Source organism: Pseudodesulfovibrio sp. S3 (genome assembly GCF_004025585.1).
Taxonomy (GTDB): domain Bacteria; phylum Desulfobacterota; class Desulfovibrionia; order Desulfovibrionales; family Desulfovibrionaceae; genus Pseudodesulfovibrio.
The window spans coordinates 125,369-150,111 of record NZ_QTZO01000008.1 but is presented as its reverse complement, the minus strand read 5'-3'; the positions used below and the strand labels follow the sequence as shown (position 1 = coordinate 150,111).

At 57.6% G+C, this 24,743-nt stretch carries 19 protein-coding genes; 2 read left to right on the top strand and 17 right to left on the bottom strand.

What is annotated here, in order from left to right; all coding sequences use genetic code 11:
• Positions 1-5: 5 nt before the first annotated feature.
• Together DWB63_RS10915 and DWB63_RS10910 are read right to left on the bottom strand one after the other, a co-directional pair.
• On the bottom strand, positions 6-923 hold the full coding sequence (locus tag DWB63_RS10915) for a dihydroorotate dehydrogenase (RefSeq protein ID WP_128328869.1): 918 nt from the start codon (positions 921-923) through the stop codon (positions 6-8).
• 12 nt (positions 924-935) lie between these two features.
• Positions 936-1,721 (bottom strand): dihydroorotate dehydrogenase electron transfer subunit, encoded by a 786-nt coding sequence (locus DWB63_RS10910; RefSeq protein ID WP_128328868.1) that lies wholly within the window; start codon positions 1,719-1,721, stop codon positions 936-938.
• 12 nt (positions 1,722-1,733) lie between these two features.
• On the opposite strand from DWB63_RS10910, the gene DWB63_RS10905 reads away from it, so the two are divergent.
• Positions 1,734-3,722 (top strand): peptidase U32 family protein, encoded by a 1,989-nt coding sequence (locus DWB63_RS10905; RefSeq protein WP_128328867.1) that lies wholly within the window; start codon positions 1,734-1,736, stop codon positions 3,720-3,722.
• A 63-nt stretch (positions 3,723-3,785) separates the two neighbouring features.
• On the opposite strand, the gene DWB63_RS10900 is transcribed toward DWB63_RS10905, so the two are convergent.
• From DWB63_RS10900 to carB, 7 genes are read right to left on the bottom strand one after another with little or no spacing between them, the layout of a single operon-like run.
• Positions 3,786-4,124, bottom strand: a complete 339-nt coding sequence (locus DWB63_RS10900) for a phenylpyruvate tautomerase MIF-related protein (protein WP_128328866.1) — start codon at positions 4,122-4,124, stop codon at positions 3,786-3,788.
• A 9-nt stretch (positions 4,125-4,133) separates the two neighbouring features.
• On the bottom strand, positions 4,134-4,916 hold the full coding sequence (locus DWB63_RS10895; protein WP_128328865.1) for a PhzF family phenazine biosynthesis protein: 783 nt from the start codon (positions 4,914-4,916) through the stop codon (positions 4,134-4,136).
• A 15-nt stretch (positions 4,917-4,931) separates the two neighbouring features.
• On the bottom strand, positions 4,932-7,283 hold the full coding sequence (locus DWB63_RS10890; protein WP_128328864.1) for a PBP1A family penicillin-binding protein: 2,352 nt from the start codon (positions 7,281-7,283) through the stop codon (positions 4,932-4,934).
• A 10-nt stretch (positions 7,284-7,293) separates the two neighbouring features.
• On the bottom strand, positions 7,294-7,860 hold the full coding sequence (locus tag DWB63_RS10885; protein ID WP_164879854.1) for a zinc/iron-chelating domain-containing protein: 567 nt from the start codon (positions 7,858-7,860) through the stop codon (positions 7,294-7,296).
• 14 nt (positions 7,861-7,874) lie between these two features.
• Positions 7,875-8,888: a KpsF/GutQ family sugar-phosphate isomerase gene (locus DWB63_RS10880; RefSeq protein WP_128328863.1), complete on the bottom strand. Its 1,014-nt coding sequence runs from the start codon at positions 8,886-8,888 to the stop codon at positions 7,875-7,877.
• Between the two features lie 9 nt (positions 8,889-8,897).
• Positions 8,898-10,310, bottom strand: coding sequence for an amidophosphoribosyltransferase (gene purF, locus DWB63_RS10875; protein WP_128328862.1), 1,413 nt, complete (start codon positions 10,308-10,310; stop codon positions 8,898-8,900).
• A 25-nt stretch (positions 10,311-10,335) separates the two neighbouring features.
• Positions 10,336-13,572, bottom strand: a complete 3,237-nt coding sequence (carB, locus tag DWB63_RS10870) for a carbamoyl-phosphate synthase large subunit (protein ID WP_128328861.1) — start codon at positions 13,570-13,572, stop codon at positions 10,336-10,338.
• 345 nt (positions 13,573-13,917) lie between these two features.
• Here carB and DWB63_RS10865 point away from each other — a divergent pair, with 345 nt between their 5' ends.
• Entirely contained in the window at positions 13,918-14,202 is a 285-nt protein-coding gene (locus DWB63_RS10865) for a FeoA family protein (RefSeq protein ID WP_128328860.1), read from the top strand.
• 102 nt (positions 14,203-14,304) lie between these two features.
• Here the strand turns inward: DWB63_RS10865 and DWB63_RS10860 are convergent, their stop codons facing one another.
• From DWB63_RS10860 to murA, 8 genes are all read right to left on the bottom strand, one after another.
• Positions 14,305-15,087: a hypothetical protein gene (locus DWB63_RS10860; protein WP_128328859.1), complete on the bottom strand. Its 783-nt coding sequence runs from the start codon at positions 15,085-15,087 to the stop codon at positions 14,305-14,307.
• Positions 15,088-15,213: 126 nt separating this feature from the next.
• Positions 15,214-17,142 (bottom strand): methionine--tRNA ligase, encoded by a 1,929-nt coding sequence (gene metG, locus DWB63_RS10855; protein WP_128328858.1) that lies wholly within the window; start codon positions 17,140-17,142, stop codon positions 15,214-15,216.
• A gap of 47 nt (positions 17,143-17,189) precedes the next feature.
• Positions 17,190-18,359, bottom strand: coding sequence for a regulatory iron-sulfur-containing complex subunit RicT (ricT, locus tag DWB63_RS10850; protein ID WP_128328857.1), 1,170 nt, complete (start codon positions 18,357-18,359; stop codon positions 17,190-17,192).
• A gap of 178 nt (positions 18,360-18,537) precedes the next feature.
• Complete coding sequence (locus DWB63_RS10845) at positions 18,538-18,933, bottom strand: response regulator (protein ID WP_128328856.1); 396 nt, start codon at positions 18,931-18,933, stop codon at positions 18,538-18,540.
• Positions 18,934-19,035: 102 nt separating this feature from the next.
• The gene (locus DWB63_RS10840; RefSeq protein WP_128328855.1) at positions 19,036-19,917 is read right to left on the bottom strand and encodes an MBL fold metallo-hydrolase; all 882 of its coding nucleotides are present in this window, start codon (positions 19,915-19,917) and stop codon (positions 19,036-19,038) included.
• Complete coding sequence (locus DWB63_RS10835) at positions 19,917-20,777, bottom strand: HDOD domain-containing protein (protein WP_128328854.1); 861 nt, start codon at positions 20,775-20,777, stop codon at positions 19,917-19,919. The genes DWB63_RS10840 and DWB63_RS10835 overlap by 1 nt, the downstream gene beginning before the upstream one ends.
• 97 nt (positions 20,778-20,874) lie before the next feature.
• A complete protein-coding gene (locus tag DWB63_RS10830; RefSeq protein WP_241648791.1) occupies positions 20,875-23,316 on the bottom strand; it encodes a DNA internalization-related competence protein ComEC/Rec2 in 2,442 nt (813 codons plus the stop codon).
• 112 nt (positions 23,317-23,428) lie between these two features.
• Positions 23,429-24,685 carry a UDP-N-acetylglucosamine 1-carboxyvinyltransferase gene (gene murA, locus DWB63_RS10825; protein ID WP_128328853.1) on the bottom strand — a complete coding sequence of 419 codons (1,257 nt, stop codon included), beginning with the start codon at positions 24,683-24,685 and terminating at the stop codon, positions 23,429-23,431.
• Between the last annotated feature and the right edge of the window lie 58 nt (positions 24,686-24,743).

The following is a 24,743-nucleotide window of genomic DNA, read 5'->3' as shown; positions in this document are numbered from 1 at the left end:
ATTTTTTACAGTGGAAGCTGCAAACTGCCTCGAAAATCGTCCAGACTGGTCGCCCCGATCTCGCCGAGCAGGGTTTCGATCTCATCCACCAGGTTGAAGGCGAAATCGGGCCGCAGGAAGTTGGCGGTGCCCACCTGAACGGCCTGAGCCCCCACCAGGATGAACTCCAGGGCGTCCTCGGCAGAGGCTATGCCGCCGATGCCCACCACCGGAATGTCCACGGCTTTGACGGCCTGATAGACGCAGCGCAATGCCACGGGCTTGATCGCCGGGCCGGACAGTCCTGCAATGACGTTGGCAATGCACGGCTTGCGCTTGCGGATATCCACGGCCATGCCGGACAGGGTGTTGATGAGCGAAAGGGAATCCGCCCCGCCCTCGGCTGCGGCCCGGGCGCACACGCCGATGTCGGTGACGTTGGGAGAAAGCTTGACCATGACGTGCTTGTTTCCAGCCCATTTTTTCACGGCCTCGGTCACCTTGGCGATCTGGGCCGGGTCCTGGCCAAAGGCAATGCCACCCTCCTTGACGTTGGGACAGGAGACGTTGACCTCCAAGGCGGCCACACCTTCCTCGCCTGCCAGCACCCCGGCCAGCTCCCCGAACTCGGCGGCATCGCAGGCATACAGGTTGGCGATCACGGCTACCTTTTTCCAGGGCAGGTACGGCAATGCCTTGGTGATGAAATATTCCACGCCGGGATTCTGGATGCCGATGGCGTTGAGCATCCCGCACGGGGTCTCGGTGATGCGCGGCATGGGATTGCCTTCACGAGGCTTGAGGGAAAGGCCCTTGGCCACGATGCCGCCGAGCTTGGTCAGATCCCCGTAGGGGGCGAACTCCATCCCGAAGCCGAAAGTACCGGATGCGGTCATGACCGGATTTTTGAGGTCCAATCCACCGAAAGAAACATGCATATCCATTGACCAGTCCCCCTAAAGCTCCACTTTGTCGGCCCAGAACACAGGCCCGCGCGTACACACCTGGACATGATGCCCCTCTCCGTCCTTGGTCACGCAGCCCAGACATGCGCCCACACCGCAGGCCATGCGGTTTTCAAGGGACACCTGCGCCCTGGCTTTGAACTCGAGCGCAAAACGCTGCACCGTCCGCATGAACGGTGTGGGACCGCAGGATAAAATCAGGCCGTCCTGTGCGGCATACTCCCTGATGCGGTCGCGCATGGTGTCGATAATACGGTCCAGATCCTCGGGCTTTTCCTCGATCATACAGTGACTTGAGACCGATTTCGAGAGCAGTGCATAGGGATAGCAATCCAGGGGCAGACGATGGGCCATGAAAAGCTTGAGATTCTCCGGTTGCGGATGTTGCTCGACATATCCCCGAAAAGGTGCGATGCCGATACCCCCCGCAAGGAGCAGGGTCGGAGTTTCGGGTTCAACGGCAAAGGAATTGCCGAGCGGCCCCCACATGGTGACCGTGTCGCCCGATTTGAGCTTGCCGATCCGACTGGTGCCACGCCCCATGTTCTGGATGAACAGGGTCAGTGATTCGCCATCGGACGAGCATATGGAAAAGGGTCTGGCCCAGAGCAAATCCAATTCCCATCCCGTGGGCCGGATCATGACGAACTGGCCGGGCTTCCACCCATCCCAATCCGGATACTGGAGCCTCAACTCGAAAAGTTCGCCCGGCGATTTTGATTGACCGACCGGGGACACATCCAATACCTTGACAGTGCGACAATTCCTCAAGGACATACAACTACCTTTATGAACAAAAAACACGTACCTGAAATAATGGCCCCTGCCGGGGACAAGTATTCCTACCTCGCAGCCGTGGCAGCCGGTGCTGACGCGGTCTATGTGGGACTGAAACATTTTTCGGCCCGCATGCAGGCCACGAACTTCTCTATCAGCGAGCTGGCTCAACTGGCAAGCCTCGGTCGCGATCGCGGAACCAAGACCTACGTTGCCATGAACACCTTGGTCAAGCCTCAAGACCCGGAAGCCGCAGGGCACCTTATCGACCGGCTGCAAAAAAGCGTCAAACCATACGCCCTCATCGTTCAGGACCTTGCCATGCTCAGCCTGGCCAAACAGGTGGGCTTCACAGGCGAGTTGCACCTCTCCACCCTGGCCAACGTCAGCCACCCGTCAGGCCTGGAAATCGCCAAGAAACTCGGCGCCAAACGGGTGGTCATACCCCGTGAGCTGAACCTTGACGAAGTCAAAATCATGGCCGACGCCTGCCCCAAGGACCTCGATCTCGAAATTTTCGTTCACGGCGCGCTCTGCCACTGCGTATCGGGCCGCTGCTACTGGTCCAGCTACCTGGGCGGCAAATCCGGCCTTCGCGGACGGTGCGTGCAGCCCTGCCGTCGGCTCTACTCACGGGACAAAAAAGACCCGGAACGACTCTTTTCCTGCTCCGACCTCTCACTGGACCTCCTGACCAAGCCGCTGCTCTCCATGCCCAAGGTGGCGGCCTGGAAGATCGAGGGCCGTAAGAAGGGACCTCACTACGTTTTCTACACGGTCAAGGCATATCAGTTGTTGCGCGACAATCCACAGGACGCCCAGGCCAAGAAGACGGCGTTGGACCTGCTCGATCAGGCACTGGGCCGCCCCACAACCCATTCCACGTTCCTGCCGCAACGGCCCTTCATGCCTATCCAGCCCGGCGAAGAGACCAGTTCGGGACGCCTCGTGGGCGAGATCAAACGGGATCAGAAACAGCTCTATTTCCAGCCACGTGAACAGCTCAACACCGGCGACATGATCCGGGTGGGCTATGAAGACCAGCCGGGCCACCGGACCCTTGCCATCCGCCGCCGTGTTCCCAAACGCGGCCGCATGGACATACCCTTTTCCAAGCAGCACTCCGGTCCTCCCCTGCCCACGGGTACCAAGGTCTTCCTGGTGGACCGCCGCGAGCCGGAGTTGACCAAACTCATCAAGGGCCTGGAAAGGGAACTCGACCTGTTCCCGGCACCGGAGCCGAAGGCTTCCACGTTCACGCCCACCTGGCCCAAGGCTGCGCCGCGCTCAAAGAACAAGAGCAGGTCTGAGACCATCTCCCTGTTCCGCCAACCGCCCAGAGGCCATATCTACGACCGCTCCGCCTTCTGGCTGGAACGGTCCACCATCGGCAAGATACCGGGCAAGATCGTCTCCCGCTCCCAGTGGTGGCTGCCGCCGGTCATCTGGCCCGACGAGGACAAGAAATACCGTTCCCTGATCAAGGAAGCTGTCAAAAAGGGGGCACGGGAATTCGTGCTGAATGCCCCGTGGCAGGCCGCCTTCTTTGAGGACCGCAAAAACGCCACCCTGGTGGCCGGTCCATACTGCAACGCCTCAAACAGGCTGGCCCTCGGCATGCTCAAGGACCTTGGCTGCTCCAGCGCGATCATCAACCCGGAACTGCCGTTGGAAGACATACAGACGCTGGCCCAAAACCCGCCTCTTTCCCTCGGTTTTGTCATCAAGGGGCTGTGGCCCTTCGGCATTTCCCGTTTCCTGGCGGAAAGCGTCCCCTTTGACGAGGCCTTGAAAAGCCCCATGCATGAAGTCGCCTTCGTCCGCAAGCACGGCCAGAACAACTGGATTTTCCCCGGCTGGGAGCTGGACCTGAGCAACGAGTACAAGACCCTTGAAAAGCTCGGCATCAAGACGTTCATTACCATCCGCGAGGACTGGCCCAAGGCCGTTCCCCGCCCCAAACGCACCAGCGAATTCAACTGGCGGCTGAAGCTGCTGTAACACAAAAGCAAAGCCGGGCAAGCATCACAGCTTACCCGGCTTTTTTCATAAAGTGTCAGGATTTCAGAACGTCCGACCGTCCCAGCCGAAACGATGAGGCATGATGTCGCTGAAGGCGATATACACCCGATTGCCGGGAATGGAGTATTCCTTCTCGAGAAATGCGCAGACGGCAGCGGAGAATTTCGGAATGCGGTCTTCGGGGAGCCGGATGGAATCCAGGGTCACATAGGCCGCAGGGTCGGGAGTTCCTCCGAAGATGAGCGACTTTTCCGGCTCCAGCACGGCCAGGACATAGATTTCAGGTTTGTCGAGCAACTCAGCGGCCAGCTCGGACAGCCTCTTGGTGCTCCCGGCCACATCCCTGACGCGCACATTGGTTTCGACCTTGATAAACGGCACAGCTCCTCCTTACAGAACCACGATTCCCTTCATATAGGTCACGGCCTTTCCTGCGATCTTGACGCGATCCCCCATGTATTCGCAATGAAGCACGCCGCCACGGGCCGATGCCTGATAGGATTCGAGCCGGGACTTGCCGAAACGATCGGCCCAGTACGGCACCAACATGCAGTGGGCCGAGCCGGTGACCGGGTCTTCCGGGATATTCACCTCGGGCACGAAGACGCGTGAGACAAAGTCGTAATCCAGTCCGGGGGCCGTGCAGATAAGACACATGCCGTCCAGTTTGGCGACCAGGCCGAAATCCGGTTTCAAGGCCCGGATTTCATCGCCGGTCTCGAATACGGCCATCATGTCGCGGTGTCCCATGAACAGCTTGGCCGGGCGGACGCCCAACGCCTTGGAAACCCGCTCGGTCACCTGAATCTCACTGTAGGTCCAGGACGGGAAGTCCATGGAATAGAGCCCCTCTTCGCGGTCCACGAAGAGCCGTCCGCTCTTGGTCTCAAAGACCACTACGGGATCGGTATAGTCCAGATATTCATAGAGGACATGGGCGCTGGCCAACGTGGCATGGCCGCACAGGTCCACTTCCGTTTCCGGGGTGAACCAGCGCAACTCGAAATACTCGCCCTTGCGCACGAAAAACGCGGTCTCGGAGAGATTGTTCTCCATGGCGATATTTTGCAACAATTCGTCAGACGGCCATTCGTACAACGGCATGACCGCAGCCGGGTTGCCGCTGAAAACTTCCTCCGCAAACGCGTCCACCTGATAGAGTTCCAGCTCCATGGTCAGCTCCCATGCCTAGAAGGTTTGCTTGAACAGATCATCATCAGACGCAGGCCCTTCTCCGTTCCCGTTGCCATAGGGCCGGGCCGTTTCCGTAGGCTCCGTTCCCACCTTGAACGGCAAAAAGAATTCCTGGGTCGAGGACGGCGAAGCAAGCTTGCCCGTAGCCCCGTCCACCCTGACCATAACAATTCCCGGAGGCTGAGTGAAGTCCTCATACGGATAATCCTCTTCAACCTTCTGGCGGTAGTCCACCCAAATGGGGCTGGCGGCACGCGAACCGGTTTCCCACTTGCCCATGGGGGTCAATTCGTCGAACCCGATATATACGCCGGTCAACAGGTACGGGGCATACCCCATGTACCAGGCGTCCTGCTCGTTGTTGGAAGTCCCGGTCTTGCCCGCCACTGGCCGGCCCAGGACACGCGCTCTCCAACCGGTTCCATTCTGCACCACCTGTTTCATCAGAGTGGCCATTATATAGGCGGTCTGCGGGCTGATGGCATCCACGGTTTCAGGCACCGAAGAGTACATATCCTCGCCCCAGGCGGACTTCACGGACAAAACCGTACGCGGCTTGACGTAGGAACCGCCGCGCGGGAATGTCGTGTATGCCTCGCACAGATTCATCAGTGAGACACTGGCAGACCCCAGGGACACGGACAGGTCATGCGGGAAATCCGAAACCAGGCCCATGGCCTCTGCCCGTTCGATGATCTTGCGGATACCGAGTTTTTGGGCCACCCGGATCGTACACAGGTTCTTGGATTTGACCAAAGCGGTACGGAGCAGGGTCGGCCCTTCGAAGGTTCCCTCGAAGTTCTGCGGACGCCAAAGCTTGCCTTCAGCGTCGTTGGCATAGACAATCGGCGCATCCAGGACCATCGAAGCTGCAGTGAATCCGTTGTCGATGGCCGTGGAATACACGATGGGCTTGAATGCGGAACCGGGTTGCCGCTTGGCCTGAATAGCCCGGTTGAACTGGCTCTTCTCAAAGGCGTAGCCGCCCACCAGGGCCAGCACTTCACCAGTGGCGGGGATGATGGACACCAGTCCCCCTTCCACCTTGGGTTCACGCTCCAGGTCGAGAATCCAGACGCCGTCTTCCTGCTTGGGGGCCTGAGCCACGGTTACCCAGACCACATCGCCCTTCTTCAGCACCTTACGCGCATCAACCGGATCGGGTACGTCTTCATGACTCCTTCTGATGTCCGGTTCACGCACCCACCACATGGCCTTCAGGGGAATCTCCCCCTTGAACCTGCCGAAGCGGACCGACGCCTTGTCCTGGGTCACGCCGGAGACAAAGGCCTTCATCAAGTGATCCCTTTCCATGATCCCTTCGGTATCCTGAGGGCCTTCAGCCAGAATGGCAGGCTCATCGGCGGCCGTGAAGTGACCGATGGGACCAAGCCAACCGCGCCGCTGGGCCGAATCGAGCAGACCACGACGAAGGGCCTTTTCCGCAGCAGCCTGATGCTTCATGTCGCAGGGGGTGGTTACGGTCAGTCCCCCGTTGTAAACAGCTTCTTCACCGTACTGGTCGATGAGCCAACGGCGCACTTCTTCAAGATAATAGGCCCCGGTCCTCCAGGACGGATCGTCCATGGACTTCAATTCCACCTGCTCATCCATGGCGGTCTGATACTCTTCAGGGCTGATCCACCCGAGGTGGCGCATCTGGCCGAGCACGTACTCCTGCCGCTGCCGGGCAAGATTCATATTCTGATATGGATTATACCGGGAAGGTGCCTGAGGCAGCCCTGCGAGCATGGCGGATTCGGCTATGCTCAGATCCTTGGCGTGTTTTGCGAAATACGTTCTGGAGGCGGCTTCCACTCCATAGGAATGCGCTCCAAGAAAAATATGATTCAGATAAATTGTCAGAATCTCTTCCTTGGTCAGGTAATTCTCCAGCCGGAACGCAAGAATGGCCTCTTTGAGCTTGCGCTGGTAGCTTCGTTCGGAAGTCAACAGCAACCGCTTGATGATCTGTTGGGTGATGGTGGAACCGCCCTGTTTGGTCCGGCCGGCCATGAGATTGGCCTTGAACGCACGAACAATGGCAGTGAGGTCCACGCCGTCATGCTGATAGAAGCTGGCGTCCTCGGCCGCGAGAAATGCCTTCGGCAGCCAACCGCTCATCTGATCCAACGTCACCAGGAACCGCTTCTCTTTGTAGAAATACCCCAGGACCTGGTTGTCCTTGGCATAAACCGTGGTCACCAGCGGTGGATTGTAGTCGGTAATGTTCTTAAATCCGGGCAGATCACTGGCCGCCCAGTGGTACACCCAAACCGCACCGCCGATGCCTGTGAGAAAACAGACAAGAAACACAACACCAAATATTTTCAGGAATTTTTTCATATTATATCCGTCAGAAGCTTTTCTTGACTCGGCTCGCGCCCTTGCTGGGCGGCAATCCCCATACCAGACGCAACCGCCCGTAGAGGTCCTTGACAGCCGATTTGTTCATATCGAGAATGTCGAGTATTCGTACCAATGTCCCTCCCTCGCGTCGAGCAAGGCAGGTGGGAGTGTCAAAATGCGTGACCACGTTCCCGGCCATCCAGAACGGGAACAGACGGCAGTAATAGGGACGTACCTCTTGCGGTATCTCGCACCCCAAGGGGCCGAGAAACCGACAAGCGCCCAAAGAATCCACGGCCAGACGAAAATGCTCCTTGCCATGGGGAAACAACTGTCCGACCGCATCCTCCTCGCCAGGAAACAACCTGCAGACATAGTCTATGAAGGCCTTGGAGTTGGGCGACAGCACAAATCCCCCGGTATAGGGAACATGCTCCCGGATGCGCTCCTTCTCCACCAGCGAAAGAGGAAAACAGAATTCCTCACTGCCCGAGGCAATCCGACAGCAGGTCGGCCCCAGAAAGGAGCATCGCCTGCAAACGTCTGAATCGCCGTTCTGCGTCCGGGTCACCATGCGCTCCTGCCGGGTTACCCGGCATCCCTGGTATGGCCGTTGGAAAAACGGAGTTCGCCCTTGCCGAGCAGATCGTGCAGATGCACCATGCCCGCCAGCCGCCCGTCCTCGAGAACCACGGGCAGCACGGTAATCTGACTGCGCTCCATGACGTCGAGAACATGGGCCGAAGAATCGCCCGTGGTCGCACGCCTGGGCGATTCGGTCATGACATCGCTGATGGCGCGGCCTGCATCCAGAGAACCGGCGCAGACCAACCGCCGCACGTCGCCATCGGAAAAAACGCCCTTGAGAACATCATCTCCGTCCACGATGGCCACCAAACCAAGACCGCCTGAATTCAGCGTTGCAAGGGCAGTCTCAAGAGAGTCACCCTCCCGGACCACGGGCAGTCCGTCCACGTGCATGAGTTGGTCGATGCAGGTCGCCAATCTCTGCCCCAGCGATCCGCCGGGATGAAATTTCTTGAAATCGTCCTTGCCGAAGGACTTCCATTCCATGAGGCAGACGGCCAGAGCGTCGCCCACGGCCAGTTGCGCGGTGGTGGATGAAGTGGGAGCCAGCCCCATGGGACATGCCTCCCTGGGTACATGGACCTTGATGACAATGTCCGCAGCCTGGGCCATGGCCGAGACCCGATTGGAGGTCATGGCAATGACCAGCGCGCCCAGCGACTTGAGCACCGGGATGATGGCATTGACTTCGTCGGTGCCACCGGAGTTGGACAGGGCCAACACCACGTCCTCCTTGCGAATCATGCCCATATCGCCATGCGCACCTTCAACTGAATGCAGGAAAAACGAAGGCGTCCCGGTTGAGGACAGCGTGGCGGCAATCTTGCGCCCGACCAGCCCGGACTTGCCCACGCCGGTGATGACCACGCGCCCCTGACACTGGGCCATGGCGGTCAAGGCCCGGACAAAGGCGTCATCGAGCTGATCCCGCACCGCTCCAAGCCCCTGGATTTCCGTATCCAGAACCTCGCGGGCCAGTTCCAGCCAGTCCTTGTGTTCCGTAGTGCAGGTCATGCGCTTCCCCTAACAGAATTCCTTGATGATGCCGGGGGCGGCTTCCAGGCAGTCTTTGCCCACCCTGTCGGATAACGGCACCGGATAGTTGCCGTCAAAACAGGCCAGACACCACTCGTTCTGGGTCACGGAATCCACCAATCCGGGAATGGTCAGGTAATGCAGGGAATCAAGACCGATGAATCGGGCGATATCTTCCACGGAATGATTGGCAGCAATCAGCTCGCCCTTGCTCGAAAAATCGATGCCGTAAAAGCAGGGGAACTTGATGGGCGGACAGCTCACGCGCAAGTGAATCTCCCGCGCTCCCAGTTCACGCAGTTTTTTGACGCGGGCGCAAATGGTGGTCCCGCGCACGATGGAATCTTCAACGATGAGGATACGCTTGCCCTTGATCATGGACTTGACCGGATTGAGTTTCACGCGCACCGAAAAATCACGCATATCCTGAGAGGGCTGAATGAACGTCCGGCCAACATAGTGGTTGCGGATCATGGCCAATTCCAGAGGCAGACCGGATTCCTGGGAGTATCCCACTGCCGCGTAGTTGCCCGAATCAGGGAACGGCATGACCATGTCGGCATCCACCGGGGCTTCCCTGGCAAGCTGGGCACCCATGGCCTTGCGCCGCTCGTAGACCACATCGCCGAAAACGTGCGAATCGGGACGGGCGAAATAAATCAGCTCGAAAATGCACTTACTGCATTTTTCAGCCGTGGCGAACTGGTGGTTGGTCATCTTGTTGTCGTGAATGACGACCATCTCGCCCGGAGTCAGGGGGCGCAGGTATTCGGCCTCGATGAGGTCAAAGGCGCAGGTCTCCGAAGCGAACACGTATTTGTCACCCAGCCGACCGAGCGCGAGCGGACGGAACCCGTTGGGGTCCTTGACCGCGATCATCTTGTCGTTGGCCAGGATAAGCATGGAGTAGGCGCCGCGCACCCGGTTGCAAGCCTTGCCGATGGCTTCTTCAATGGTCTCCGACTCGTGCAGATACTTGATGATCAGGTGGGCGAAGACCTCGGTATCCATGGTGGTCTGAAAGATGGAACCGTTGGCTTCAAGCTCGGAACGCAATTCATAGGTGTTCACCAGATTGCCGTTGTGGGCCACGGCCAGGCGAAGGTCGCCATGCCGGACCAGAAACGGCTGAGCGTTGCGGATGAGCGAAGCACCCGTGGTGGAATACCGGATATGGCCCATGGCAATGGAACCTTTGAGTTCCTTGCTCAAATGCCGTTCGTTGAACACATCCGCCACCAGGCCCATACCCTTCTGTTCGCGGATCTTGTCGCCATCCCAGGTCACGATGCCTGCCGACTCCTGCCCGCGATGCTGCTGGGCATAGAGACCGAAGTAGGTCATACGTGCGGCTTCCTTGTTGCCGTAAATACCGAAAAGACCGCAATACTCTTTTTTCATGAAGACTCTCTCGCGTGACCGGCTGTTAGCCGTAATATTCTTGCAGGCTCTTTACTTGCAGCCCGGTTTGTCTCAATTCGTGAATGGCCTGAACCACTGCCCGCGCTCCCGATACCGTGGTGGTGTAGGGAATGTCGTACAACAGTGCGTTCTGACGGATCATCTTGGCATCACCCACGGTCTTCTTGCCCGACGGGGTGTTGATGACCAGGTCGAACTCATGGTTCTTGATATGGTCGACCACGTGCGGACGCTGGCCCTCATGGACCTTGTGGACCTTCAGCACATTGATGCCCTTCCCGATAAGGAAGTCGGCCGTCCCGCCCGTGGCGGCGACCTTGAAGCCCATGGCTTCGAAGTCCCTGGCCACCAGCACGATCTTGGCCTTGTCCCAGTCATTGACGGACATGAAAACCGTACCCTTCACGGGCAGTTTCTGCCCGGCGGCCAACTGAGATTTCATATAGGCCAGGCCGAAACTCGGATCAATGCCCATGACCTCACCGGTGGAACGCATCTCGGGTCCGAGCAACACGTCCACGTTGGGGAAACGGTTGAACGGGAACACGGATTCCTTGACGGAAACATGGCCGTGCTTTCGCATTTCCCAGGGTTTGAGGTCCTTGATCTTCTCGCCGAGCATGACACGGGTGGCCAGCTTGGCCAGAGGCACGCCCGTGGCCTTGGACACGAACGGCACCGTACGCGAGGCGCGCGGATTGACCTCGATGATATAGACCTCATTGTCCTTGATGGCGAACTGGACATTCATCAGGCCGACCACGCCCAATTCCTTGGCCATGGCAATGGTCTGACGCTCGATCTCCCGGATGAGTTCAGAGCTCAGGGAATAGGGCGGCAGCACGGACGCGGAGTCGCCGGAGTGGATGCCCGCCTCCTCAATGTGTTCCATGACCCCGCCGATATAGACGTCCTCGCCGTCGGCCAGGGCGTCCACATCCACCTCAATGGCATATTCCAGGAACTTGTCGATCAAAGTCGGATGTTCCGGCGAAATCAGCGCGGAGTGACGGAAGTAATGGTCGAATTCGTCCATGGAATAGACGATGTCCATGCCGCGACCGCCCAGAACATAGGACGGACGCAGGACCAGCGGGAACACGAGTTTCTCGGCAATCTCGCGGGCCTGAACCATGGACATGGCCGTGCCGTTCGGCGGCTGCTTGAGGTTGAGCTTGTTCAGAAACTGCTTGAACCGCTCGCGATCCTCGGCGCGGTCGATGGCATCCGGGCTGGTCCCGATGAGCGGCACGCCCGCCTTCATCAGACGCAGGGCCAGATTGAGCGGGGTCTGACCGCCAAACTGGACGATGACGCCGTCGGGCTTCTCGAAATCGATGATGTTCATGACATCCTCAAACGTCAACGGCTCGAAATAAAGCTTGTCCGAGGTGTCGTAGTCGGTGGAGACCGTCTCCGGGTTGGAGTTGACCATGATCGACTGCACGCCCATCTCCTTCAGGGTGAAAGAGGAGTGGCAACAGCAATAGTCGAACTCGATCCCCTGGCCGATACGGTTGGGACCGCCGCCCAGGATGATGATCTTCTTCCTTTCGTCGCGGACATTCTCCTGTCCGGTCTCGTAGGTGGAATAATAGTACGGCGTATACGCCTCGAATTCAGCGGCGCAGGTATCGACCAGATAGTAGGTCGGGATAATGTCCAGTTCCTTGCGCAGGGTGCGGATGGCGTCTTCGCTGGTCTTCCACATGGCCGCCAGTTGCGGATCGGAATAGCCGTATTCCTTGGCCTTGCGCAGCATCTCCGGCATGCCCTCGGCATCCCGGGAAACGCCCTCGCGTTTGCCGAAATCGATGAGCCTGTGCTCCATGTCGATGAGATCCTTGAACTGACGCAGGAACCAGGGGTCGATTTTGGTGGCCTCGAAAATATCCTCCACGGTCATGCCGCAGAGAAGCGCGTCCCGCAGGGCGGAAATCCGCTCGGAATTGGGCCGCCTGAGGAGTCGCAGGACCGCGTTCTTGTCGATGTCACCGGCATTGTCAAACCGCTTGCCCAGACCTGTGTGCCCGGTTTCCAGGGAACGCAGCCCCTTTTGCAGGGCCTCCTTGAAAGTACGGCCAATGGCCATGGTCTCGCCCACGGACTTCATGGCCGTGGTCAGGTAATCCTCGGTGCCTGGAAATTTCTCAAAGGTGAACCGGGGTATCTTGATCACGCAGTAGTCGATGGCCGGTTCAAAAGAGGCCATGGTCTCGCGGGTGATGTCGTTGGGAATCTCGTCCAGGGTGTAGCCCACGGCCAGCTTGGCCGCGATCTTGGCGATGGGGAATCCCGTGGCCTTGGAAGCCAAAGCCGAGGAACGGGATACGCGCGGGTTCATCTCGATGATGATCAGCTCGCCGTCCTCCGGGTTGATGGCAAACTGGACGTTACTGCCGCCGGTTTCCACGCCGATCTCGCGCATGACCGCCAGCGAGGCGTCGCGCAGCAACTGGTACTCGTCATCCGTCAGAGTCTGGGCCGGGGCCACGGTCACCGAATCACCGGTGTGCACGCCCATGGGGTCCAGGTTCTCGATGGAACAGATGATCACGCAGTTGTCCTTCTTGTCGCGCATGACCTCCAGCTCGTATTCCTTCCACCCCAGGATGGAACGTTCGAGCATGATCTCCGACTTCATGGACAGGGCCAGACCGTTGGAACAGATCTCTTCCAGTTCTTCCATATTGTAGGCCACGCCGCCGCCCGAACCGCCCAGCGTATACGCAGGACGAACAATGATCGGAAACGGGATTTTCCCGCCCCATTCGCGCACGTCGTTCATGTTGCGACAAATACCGCTCTCGGGCATGCCCAGGCCGATATTGTTCATGGCCGCACGGAATTCCTCACGGGATTCCGCCTTGTTGATGACGTCAATGTCCGCGCCGATCAGCTCGACATTGAACTTGTCCAACACGCCCATTTCGGCCAGACCCAGGGCCGTATTCAAGCCGGTTTGCCCCCCCAAAGTTGGCAAAAGAGCGTCGGGACGCTCTTTTTCGATGATTCGGGCTACTGTCTCAGGCTCGATGGGTTCAATGTAGGTGGCGTCAGCCAACTCCGGATCGGTCATGATGGAAGCCGGATTGGAGTTAACCAGGACCACCTCGTAACCCTCTTCCTTGAGCGCCTTGAGCGCTTGGGTGCCGGAGTAGTCGAACTCGCAGGCCTGGCCGATGACAATGGGGCCGGACCCGATCAACATGATCTTCTTGATATCTGTGCGTTTGGGCATTCTGCTTGAAATAGTTAAAATTTTGAACCTTTTCGAAGAGGCAGGAAGGGGACTGCCCTTCCTGCTCGACCGGACCCGGGCGTCGCCCGCCGGACAAGCAATCTTTATTATAAGGTTATCCCTTCAATGGCAATGCTTTTGTCAGGACATTCCCCGGCAACCCCATCCCATCCCCATTCTCAGTTTTTGGATTCCCATCCACGCAATACTGCATTGCAGCACACGCAATCGCCATGAAAAGGACACGTCAATAAAACTATTTGTCCCGCTTGACCACATTCCCCATTGACACAGGCAAAGTTGATACCTATTCTCAACCTCAACAAGGAATTGAGGGATATTCAAGTGACACAAAAGCCTTTGACTCAGTACCCCACGGGGTCGGTTGTCCGCATCGCCGGTATTGACGGCGGCCAAAAAGCCAGGTCTCGCATGCTTGCCATGGGACTGACACCGGGGTGTCCGGTGGAAATATTGTCCGGTGGCCCCACTGGTTGCCGCATACGTGTACGCGGCTCTGATGTCGTGCTCTGTTGCGGACTGGCCGGAAAGATCCTGGCCGTGGAAAACGCTTCCAAGGAAGGCCCGCATTGCAACTGCTGCCCCGGCCGACATGCAAAGGCCTCCTGACGATCATCCCCTGAACCTGTAATTCGCCACGACACCTGACCAAAGCCCCCTGCAATACACGCATTGCAGGGGGCTTTTATTCTCGAGAATACGACGAAACACCTACGAAATAAACAAACTCTCGGGTTCGAGCCTGAGGCGGGCACCCTTGATATCTCCGCCGCTGGCAAGCCACGCCTTGAGCAGATCGCGGTTGCGGAAAACCACGGGATGCGGGCACCCGTATCCTGCCTGATCCAGCAATCCGGCCGCCTGATCGGGATAATGCTTGGCGGCAGAGAGACAGGCTAGAAGATTGAGGCACAGATCGTTCATGGGAAAACGAAGGGTCATGGCCTTGCCCAAAGGCAGCATGACTTCGTGATAGCGTTGCGCCTTGAAGTAGGCCACGGCCAGATCGAATTGGGCAGCATGGAGACCGGCCAGCCGTTCGGCAATGGCCTCACGCTCGGCCACGGTGTAGAGTATTCTCTCGGCGGCATAGGAAATGCCGTTGGTATTGCGGATGCGGACTTCCAGACCGTAATGGCGAGCCCAGAACAGCCCTTCCACGGCCTCATCCGGATCGAGCGTCATGTCCACCTGCTGGCACCCGGCCAACCGCATGGACTTGATCAGCCCGTCCGAAGGCACGGTATCAAGGCGCGCACTCCACAGGACATTCATTTCGCGCACACGCATATCCAAACACATGCCGACAGCCTTTTCGTGATCGGCGAATATGGCAGGATCGTCGAACACCAGTGCGGTCAGGCCGCGCTCCGCTACCTCGCGTGCAACAGTGTCGAGGCTCCAATTCCCGTCGAACCGGACCACGCCATGCCGAAATGATTGCCTCTGTCCGGTTTCCCCGCCGGACAGGACGGTTCTCGTCTTGATTTGCATAATCCACCCCTGAACGCCCATTTTTTGACGATTCGGACGTATCTGGCAGGATATACTGCAAAGACTTTGCCAACAAAAAGGCCCCCGGATCGGAGGCCTCTGTCATAACGGTTTTCGGGCCGCAAATCAGCTGACCTTACTGCCGGGATCAACCTCCCCCGTGGGGGTCAGGAGCTGCATCCCGTCCGCAGTCTTCACAGCCAGGATCATGCCCTGGGAGAGCTGCTTCCTGAGCTTGCGGGGTTTGAGATTGGTGACGACGACCACCTGTTTTCCGATGAGATCGTCAGGAGAAAAGAAATCGGCAATACCGGCCACCACCTGACGCGGTTCGGCATCGCCGGTATCCACGCGAACCAGGAGCAAACGGTCGGCTTCGGGGTGCTTCTCCACTTCCATGACCGTGCCCACGCGCAGATCGAGCTTCTGGAAATCCTCGAACTCGATGGTCGGAACCGCTTCCTTGCCGGAGGCTTCGGCCTTCTTGGCCGGCTTCTCCTTTTTCGGGGTTTCCTCCTCAGGCATATCCACACGGGGAAAGAGGTTGGAAGTCTCGGCCACGGACTGTCCTGACTCAAGCAGGCCCCAGACATCCAGCTCCTTGGGCAAATTGACCTTTTCCGGGTCGAAGGTAATGCTGAGCTGTTTCAGCATCTGCTCGGAGGATTCGGGCATGACCGGCCACAAATGGACGGCGATCTTGCGCATGTTCTCAAGCAGGACATAGATGACCGTGGACAACCTGCCTGTGTTCTTTTCCTTGTACAGAGTCCAGGGAGCAGTGGCATCGATGTATTTGTTCAGGCCGCGCACCAACTCCCAAAGCCCTTCCAGGGCGCGCGAGAATTTCAGCTCGGAATAGAATCCCTGAAAAGATTTCATGGCATCCTGGCCGACCTTCTTGATCTCGGCATCCACGATATCCTCGATGTCCGGACCGGGGATGACGCCGTTGAAGTACTTGTGGGTCATGGAAAGGGTGCGGTTGAAGAGATTCCCCAAGTCATTGGCCAGATCAGCATTGAGACGGCCGACCAGGGCCTTTTCGGAAAAGCTCGAATCCTGGCCAAAGGACATTTCGCGCAGCAGGAAATAACGGAAGGGGTCCAGGCCGTAGGCGTCCTTCATGGCCAGCGGTTCCACCACATTGCCTATGGACTTGGACATTTTGGTATCCGCCACCAACCAGTAGCCGTGCACGTTGAGGTGCTGGTACGGTTCGATGCCGGCGGCCTTGAGCATGGTCGGCCAGAACACGGCATGGGGTTTGAGGATATCCTTGGCTACCAGATGATTGGCTGCAGGCCAGAATTTCTTGAACTTGTCGCCGCTCGGATACCCCAGAGCAGCCACATAGTTGATGAGCGCATCGAACCAGACATAGGTGACATAATCGGCATCGAACGGCAATTCGATACCCCAGGTCAGGCGGGACTTGGGCCTGGAAATGCACAGATCCTCCAACTCCCCGGACTCCAGGAGGCTGACCACCTCGTTCCGGTACTGCTCGGGACGAATGAAATCGGGATGCTTCTTGATATGGTCGAGCAGCCAGTCCCGGTACTTGGACATCTTGAAAAAGTAGTTCTTTTCCGCGATGTACTCCGGTTTGGTCTGGTGATCCGGGCACAGCCCATCCACCAGCTCCTTCTCGGTATAGAACCGTTCACAACCGAAACAGTAGTGGCCGCCATACTCACCGAAATAGATGTCTCCGGCGTCATGGACCTTCTGCAATATATCCTGGACCACCGTAATATGCCGGGACTGGGTGGTACGAATAAAATCATTATTGGAAATATTCATGCCCGGCCAAAGGTCCTCGAAGAGTTTGCTGATGACATCAACGTACTCTTGGGGTGTCTGGCCGTTACTCTCCGCCGCCTGGACTATCTTGTCGCCGTGTTCGTCCGTGCCGGTCAGAAAATACGTTTCCTCGCCCATCAGCTTGTGGAACCGATTCAACGAATCGGCCACAGTGGTGGTGTACGCATGACCCAAATGGGGTTTGGCGTTCACGTAGTAGATGGGCGTGGTGATATAAAAACGTTCCAAATCAAAGTCTCCTTATCAGGACGGGATCAGCCGTCCTGTCCACGCAGTTACTTCTTGGTAGGCCTGCGCCTGCGCCTTCTGGGTCGACGTCCCCGCTTGGTCGCATCGTCACCCGCCTCTTCTGCAGACTCGACCTCGACCTTGGGAGGAACAGGTTTGTCCACTCGGCTGGGCCTGCCGGATGGCTCCGGGCGTGAACGGCGTTTCTTATCGCCGCCGACCGATTCGCGGTTCGCATCATTTTCAAGCTTTTCGGCCAGATCAAGGGCCTCGAGTTCTTTGCTGTCGTCAGGGTTCAACCCACTGTCGAGCCTGGGCTCACCTGGCTTTGACGGACGTCTGCCGCTACGGCGCCCCTTCTCTGTTACCCTGGCCTTTGCTTCCGCAATGGCCTCTTCACTGGGCGGCTTGTTAACTATTTCATTCCATTCGTCAATGGGAACTTCCCGTTCTTCGAAATCTTCAGTCAGCAACGACAGGGATTTCTTGAAAAAATTGGAACGGAGAACTTTTACCGCCCCCAGAGACGTCTGATACTTTTTGCCTATTCGCGGGCACATGCGATGAAATTCCTCATACCCCTTCTGCTCAAAACTGAGACAGCACAGGAGTCGGCCGCAAATGCCCGAAATCTTGGTAGGATTGAGAAAAAGGTTCTGTTCCTTGGCCATCTTGATGGTCACCGGAACAAATTTGCGCATAAACCGTCGGCAACAGCATATCTGACCGCAGTTGCCTATGGCGCCGAGCATCTGGGTTTCGTGCCGAACGCCGATCTGCCGAAGCTCGATGCGGGTACGGTATTCCTTGACCAGATCCTTGATCAGCTCGCGAAAATCGATCCGACCGGGCGCGGTGAAATAGAAAACCATCTTGGAACGATCGAAAAAGACCTCCACGTCCACCAGCTTCATGCCCAGCTTGTGCGTGACGACACAGGCCCGGCAGTATTTGAAGGCGGCTCTGGACAACTCCTCGTTCTCGGCCACGGACTCCATGTCCTTCTCGTTGGCAAGACGGTATATGGCCTTGTGACCTTCGCCGTCGTCCTCCTCACTCTCCATGGGAGCCTGGCGAATGAGAATGACCTTGCCCAACCCCATGCCCTGGTCGGTTTTGACTATGACGTGCTGCCCTTCACGGACAACGAACGGGCCGGAATTGAAATAATACACCTGCCCGTAATCATTGAATTTAACACCAAGTATTTGGCTCATTGAGTTTTATCCTATATATATGAACCCCGGATTTTCGGGGAAAATAGCATCACACAAAAAAGTATCATATTAGAAAACGGCTCCAACTTCAAATCCACCCGGAAACATAAAACCGGATGCCGCTTCAGTCGCACGGCACCCGGCTATTCTGTTGCAGGAACGGCTATGCTCTTTTCGGCTAAACCAGCCCCAGGCTCTTGATTTCGTTCATAAGTTTTTCTTCATCAATGGGCTTGACGAGATAGGAGGTAGCCCCCCCGAGAAAGAAAGCATCATGAGTTTCTTTCTCATCCGCAAGCATGGTGGTGACAATTACCTTGGATTCATTACGCGGAGCAATGCCGTTTTCCTGCTCCAAAACCCTGATTTCGCGAAGGGCCTGCTGTCCGTCCAGTTCAGGCATCAAAAGGTCAAGGCAGATCAGATCATACGGATCATTGCCCAACAACCCACGGCGAAAGGCTTCAATGGCCTCCTCACCGTTCACGGCGATGTCGCATTTGGCCACCTGACGCAAAATCTCGTGAATCATGTTCCGACTATAAAAATCGTCATCCACGATAAGCGCTTTCATGCTCACTCCTCCTCGATGTCTCTACTCCCTCAATGAAGTAATAAATGTCATTATATTGCAAAGAATGCAACTCTGTCGTGAGGCGTAACCAACCTGGGACGATCATATTTCCACAGCCACACCTTCACGGGCCATCTCGAACAGAACTCCGGTCCCTTTCCATTCCTTCTGCAGCCGGGCGTGTATGGCATCGATCTCGGCATCGGTTCGGGTGATATCGTGATGTGTCAGATAGGTCATGCCCACTCCGGCATCGCGGGTCATGCCAAGCGCCCACTCCACAGTGGAATGCCCCCAACCCCTCTTTTTTTCGTATTCTTCCTCGGTATACTGCGAGTCCACGATAAAGACATCCACGTCACGCAAAAACTCCATGATCCCCTCATTGCGCTCCCGGACGATCCGCTCATATTCGTTATACTCCGGATCATCGGGGCTATATATGTTGAAAAGCGGTTCGTGATCACCCGTAAAGAACAGGGTCTTTCCGTCGCACTGCACCTTGAACCCGAAATTCATGGCCGGGTGATTCATGAGAATCGTCGAAACCTGCGCAAACCCCAGGTCCACGACCTGCCCTTCGGAAAGCGTTTTGTAATCGATATCTGCCGCCAATTCGGACACGCGCACAGGGAAGTGAGGGTATTCCAACTGCTTGGCCAGCACGGCTTCAATACCGGTCAAGGTCAGGGGATCGGGCGGACCATAAATTGTGAGCCGATTGCCGGGCACGAACATGGGGATGAAGAATGGCAGTCCCTGAATATGGTCCCAATGGGTGTGGGAAATGAACAGATGGCAGACTACCGGCATTGTTTCGGCCAACTCAAGCCCGAGTTCCCGAATGCCCGTGCCTGCGTCCAGAATGATCAGATCGCCCGAATCGGACCGGACCTCGATGCAGGTGGTATTGCCTCCATATTTGACTGTCTGCGACCCCGGTGCCGGAAGCGAACCGCGCGTGCCCCTGAATTGAATCCGCACTATTGGGCCTCACCAAGCTTGATGAACAGGCGGGCGTGTTCAACCTCTTCGTCCAGTGTTGGCAAATCCGCAATCAATTCGTCAATATCCATGGAAAAAAAGTTTTTCATATTCTCAGACAACGGTTCGATCTCATAATTCCCGGCTGCACCAAAAGAAAGTTTCTTGGCAATCTGGTTGGCGACGAACAGGCAGTTGTTCAATTGTGAAGATCCTCCGTCCCCGACAGAATGGTGGCCCGCGATGGCATCGTGCAAATCTCCGGGCAGATTCCACTTCTCGGCCAGCATGGCCCCGACATCCGCATGAGTGGCTCCAATGACTTCCAGTTCACATTTGTGCAAGGCCGCGCCCGGCTCTGTGGCCTCTTTGATGACCGCTTCGAATTCCTCGGGCATGTACAGGGCAAACACGACCTTGCCGATATCATGCAGCAGCCCGGCAGCAAAAAAATCTGCAGCTGCATCCTTTGACACACCCAACTTGAGGCCCAGCATTCGCGTACAGGTAGCGACAGCCAGGGAATGAAGCCAAAACCCGCCCATATCCAGCAGCTTGGATGTGGACTTGGGGATAACTCCAACAGCGGCCAACCCCAGAGCAACATTCTTCAGGGTATTGAGGCCCAGGTATACGCTGGCGTGATTGATGGAAGTGACCTCTCGGGACAGTCCGAAATAGGCGGAATTGACCAGACGCAATATCTTGAGGGTAAAGACCGGGTCCTTACGTATGACCTCCACCAAGTCCTTTTGAGAACAGTTTATATCGCCTGAAAGTTTCAAGACCTGATGAACGCTTTTGGGAAACGCGGGCATCTTCTCAACTGCGTTGAACAGCTTGCTCTTAATGTTGCTCATAGATCCCGCATGCTTAAATGTATTTTCCGTCAACAGCCCACAGTCTGTTTCTGGGTCAGGCCTTCAATAAAAACTCTTACTCATATACTGTGTTTTATTATCGCAGTAACAAACCTGTGGCAAGGGTCAAGTCTGAAACACTTGATTGAATAGACAACTCCTGCTGCCCGCGCCACAGGCAGACAACCTGACCATGCCTTGCCGTGGTAAATACAGTCCCCCCCACTGCCTCGACCACCGTTGAAGCAGGAAAACCATACTGATTGAGATAGCCGTTGGAGCACAGAATAGCCCGTGCGGACACCGCCTGATAGAACGATGCATCGAAACTGCTTCGACTCCCATGATGCGGCAACACCAGCACTTCGGCAACAGGATCGGCTCGGCTCTCCATAAGTGACCTGATTCCGCGCTTTTCGATATCGCCCGGCAACAGAGCCAGCGAGCGCCCTTCCTTCTCCAGCCGCAGGACCAGCGACAACTCGTTCGCCTTGGCATCGACAAAACCTTCCGACGGATGCAACACGCAGAGTTTGGTGTCCTCTGACAACGGCACCGTGTCTCCCGCCTGAAGAGCCACAGGCACCAGACCGTTGGCGTCGAGCACCGCTCGCAGCCGCCTTCCAGTCTGCCCTCGGGGCAGCATCCCGTTGGTATAAAATGATTTCACGGCGAATCTGTCGAGAATGAACGGCAGGCCGTGGCTGTGATCGACATCCGGGTGGCTCATGAACGCGGCGTCCAGACGCGGCGGCCTGCCCAGAGTCAGGCTCGGGGCCACCACAGCCTCACCAAAATCAAACGTCTTCGATCCGCCCCCGGCGTCCACCAGCCACCGATGCCCACCAGGCAGAGAAATGACCAGGGACTGTCCCAGCCCCACGTCGAGCATGGTCAGCCGCGTCTGATTTCGGCTGTCCTCCACCATGATCCACACATGGGGCAACACGAGCAGCACGAACCCCAGCCCTGCCAACGCCTTCGGCACCCGCCGGTCGCTCCGCAGGACGGCAGCCGCCGTGATCAGCAGGATGACAAACCCCAGCGTTTCCGGCCACAGCGGGCGCAATACCGCCAGGATGGGCGTCAATCCAGCATCCCGTTCGGCATACAGCAGGACCAGCAACCAGTCTGCGACCCCGGCAGCCAGGCCGAGCAGGACTCCGCCCACAGGTGCGGTCCAGGCGGAAGCCGACAGAAACATTCCCACCAACCCCAAGGGCATGACCGCAAACCCAAGCACCGGAAGCCAGATGAAATTGAGCAGGATATTGGGGCTGAACGTACCGAAATACCAGGAGACAAGCGGCATGAGCGCAATGTTGGCGCAGACGCTGATGGCCAGAAGCGCACCGGCCCAGCCAAGTATCACGGCAAATCGGGAACGCTTGAAAACAAAGAGGCACCGGAAACAAGGGTACATGAGCCCTATGCCTGCCACTGCTGTGACCGACATCTGCAAGCTCAGGTCAAAAACGGACAGGGGCGACACAAAAACGATGGCCGCCAGCGCAAAGAAAAGCCCGTCCAGGAGCACCCGCCCGCGTCCCTGAAGCAGAAGCAACCCCCAGAAGCCGAACATGACAGCCGCGCGAATCAGAGAAGCGGACGGCTGACCGAGCCAGGCGTAGCCGAGCACCAGGGGAGCGGCCAGCAGCACGGCCAGCTTGGGACGCGGCACAAACAGCAGGATCGGCGGATAAAGCAAACCGGCCAAAAGGGCCAAACCAACGCCCATGGCCGCAACGAAACCGACGTGCAGGCCGGACAGGGCCAGGGTATGGGCCAGCCCGCTGCTCCTGGTGGCTTCCATGGTCTCCGGGGTAAGCCGGGAACGGTCGCCCGTGGTCAGGGCCAGGACCATGGCACCGCCCTGGGTCTCGGGAAGAGATGAAGCCACGGCGCGGCGGAGTCCGGACTTGATGCCCCAAAGGAAATCATGCGGGAGATCGCCCCATTCCGGCTTTTCCTTTCCCTGAGGCCAGGCCCGCCAGAACACGCCCTGCCGCTGCCAGTACCGGACATAGTCCCAGGTTCCGGGATTCCCGAAGTTATGCACCGGGACCACCCGGACAAGGGCGCGAACAGACTGTCCCGGCGCCGGAATGTAATCGGGATGACGCAGACTCCACGCAACCTTGCCGGGCAACGCCTTGTCGACCCCGTCCTGATCACATTGCACCTCGCGCAGGACCACCCGCAACCTGCCGCCTGCCAGGGGCTCCACCCGGTCCACCACGCCGTCGACGGTTACCGGCTGCCGTGCCTCCATCCAATGGGGAACACTTTCAGGAAGGTCCGGCGTGCGCTGGGAAGCGTAGCCGAAACCGAAAACCGCACAGCAGACAACGGCAAAGACCGACAACCGGCAGCCCCGCTCCCGAAAGGAGCAGTCCGCGGCATAAAGAAGCGCCAGAGCAGCAATCGCCGGAACAGGAAATTGTACGGCCGACACCCCGACAACAAAGGCCAGCATATACGTCTGCCAGGGCATCAATCCGGGGATGGCGGAAGAATATGTCGGTTCGGCGTCATTCACCCCTTTTCAATTAACAGGAAGGAGGCGGCTTATCCAGACCCGAACCGACAATGAAAAAACGACCGGCACCCTCTGGGCACCGGTCGGATTCAATGTCTTTTCTGTAGCGGTTTTATCCGTTGACCCGCTTGATGCGCGCCCCCACGCCGGACAGCTTGGCCTCGATATTCTCGTAGCCGCGGTCCAGATGATAGATGCGCTCGATGGTGGTGGTCCCGCTGGCGGCCAGACCGGCCAGCACCAGAGAGGCGCTGGCCCTCAGATCGGAGGCCATGACAGGAGCACCCCGCAGTTGGGAAACGCCGTGTACCATGGCTGTCCGGCCCTTCAGACGAATGTCTGCGCCCAAGCGGACCAGTTCCAGCACATGCATGAACCGATTCTCGAAGATTTTCTCTTCAATGGTGCCGGTGCCCTTGCCCAGACACATCAAAGCCATGAGCTGCGCCTGCATGTCCGTGGGATAACCGGGGTGCGGGAGCGTGGTAACGTCCACGTTTTCCAGCAATCCATTGGCCCGGCGAACCAGGACATACCCGTCCTCCTCCTGGAGCCAGACGCCCATCTCCCGGAGTTTGTAACTGACCGCGTCCAGATCATGGAAAGGACAATCCAGGATTTCCAGTTCCCCGCCGGTAATGGCCGCTGCCACCATGTAGGTTCCGGCCTCGATGCGGTCGGGCATGACCCGATAATCACAACCCGGCAGCGAGGATACCCCCTGCACCTTGAGAACACTGGTGCCCTGACCGGTGATTTTCGCACCGCAGGCATTGAGGAAGTTGGCCAGATCGACCACCTCGGGTTCCCGCGCCGCGTTTTCGATGACGGTTTCGCCTTGGGCCAGACACGCGGCCATGAGGATATTTTCGGTGCCGCCCACAGTGGGAAAATCCAGTGAGATATGGGCGCCCTTGAGACCGGACTTGCAAAAGCCCTTGATGTACCCTTCGGTGATCTCGAATTCCGCCCCCATGCGCTCGAAGCCCCGCAAATGCAGATCAACCGGGCGTGCGCCGATGGCACAACCGCCGGGCAGGGCCACCTTTGCCTCGCCCAACCGGGCCAGGAGCGGACCAAGGCAGAGCACGGAAGCACGCATGGTCTTGACAAGATCATACGGGGCCTCTGGTTTGAGTCCTGTGCACAGACTGGTGACCTCATTTCCTTCAAAAGAGGTCTCGCACCCTAGAATATTCATTAGTTTCAATGAAGTACGAATGTCGGCAAGTCGGGGAACGTTGCTCAGATTGACCTGCCCCTCAGCCAAAAGACAGGCCATGAGAATGGGCAAGGCCGCGTTTTTCGCTCCGCTGACCTGAATACTGCCCTGCAACGGAACGCCACCTTCGATGATGAGTTTATCCATGTGTAACCTTTTTTGATTCTTTTGCTTGACCGCGAGGGAAAGCTTGGTTTAAAAACCA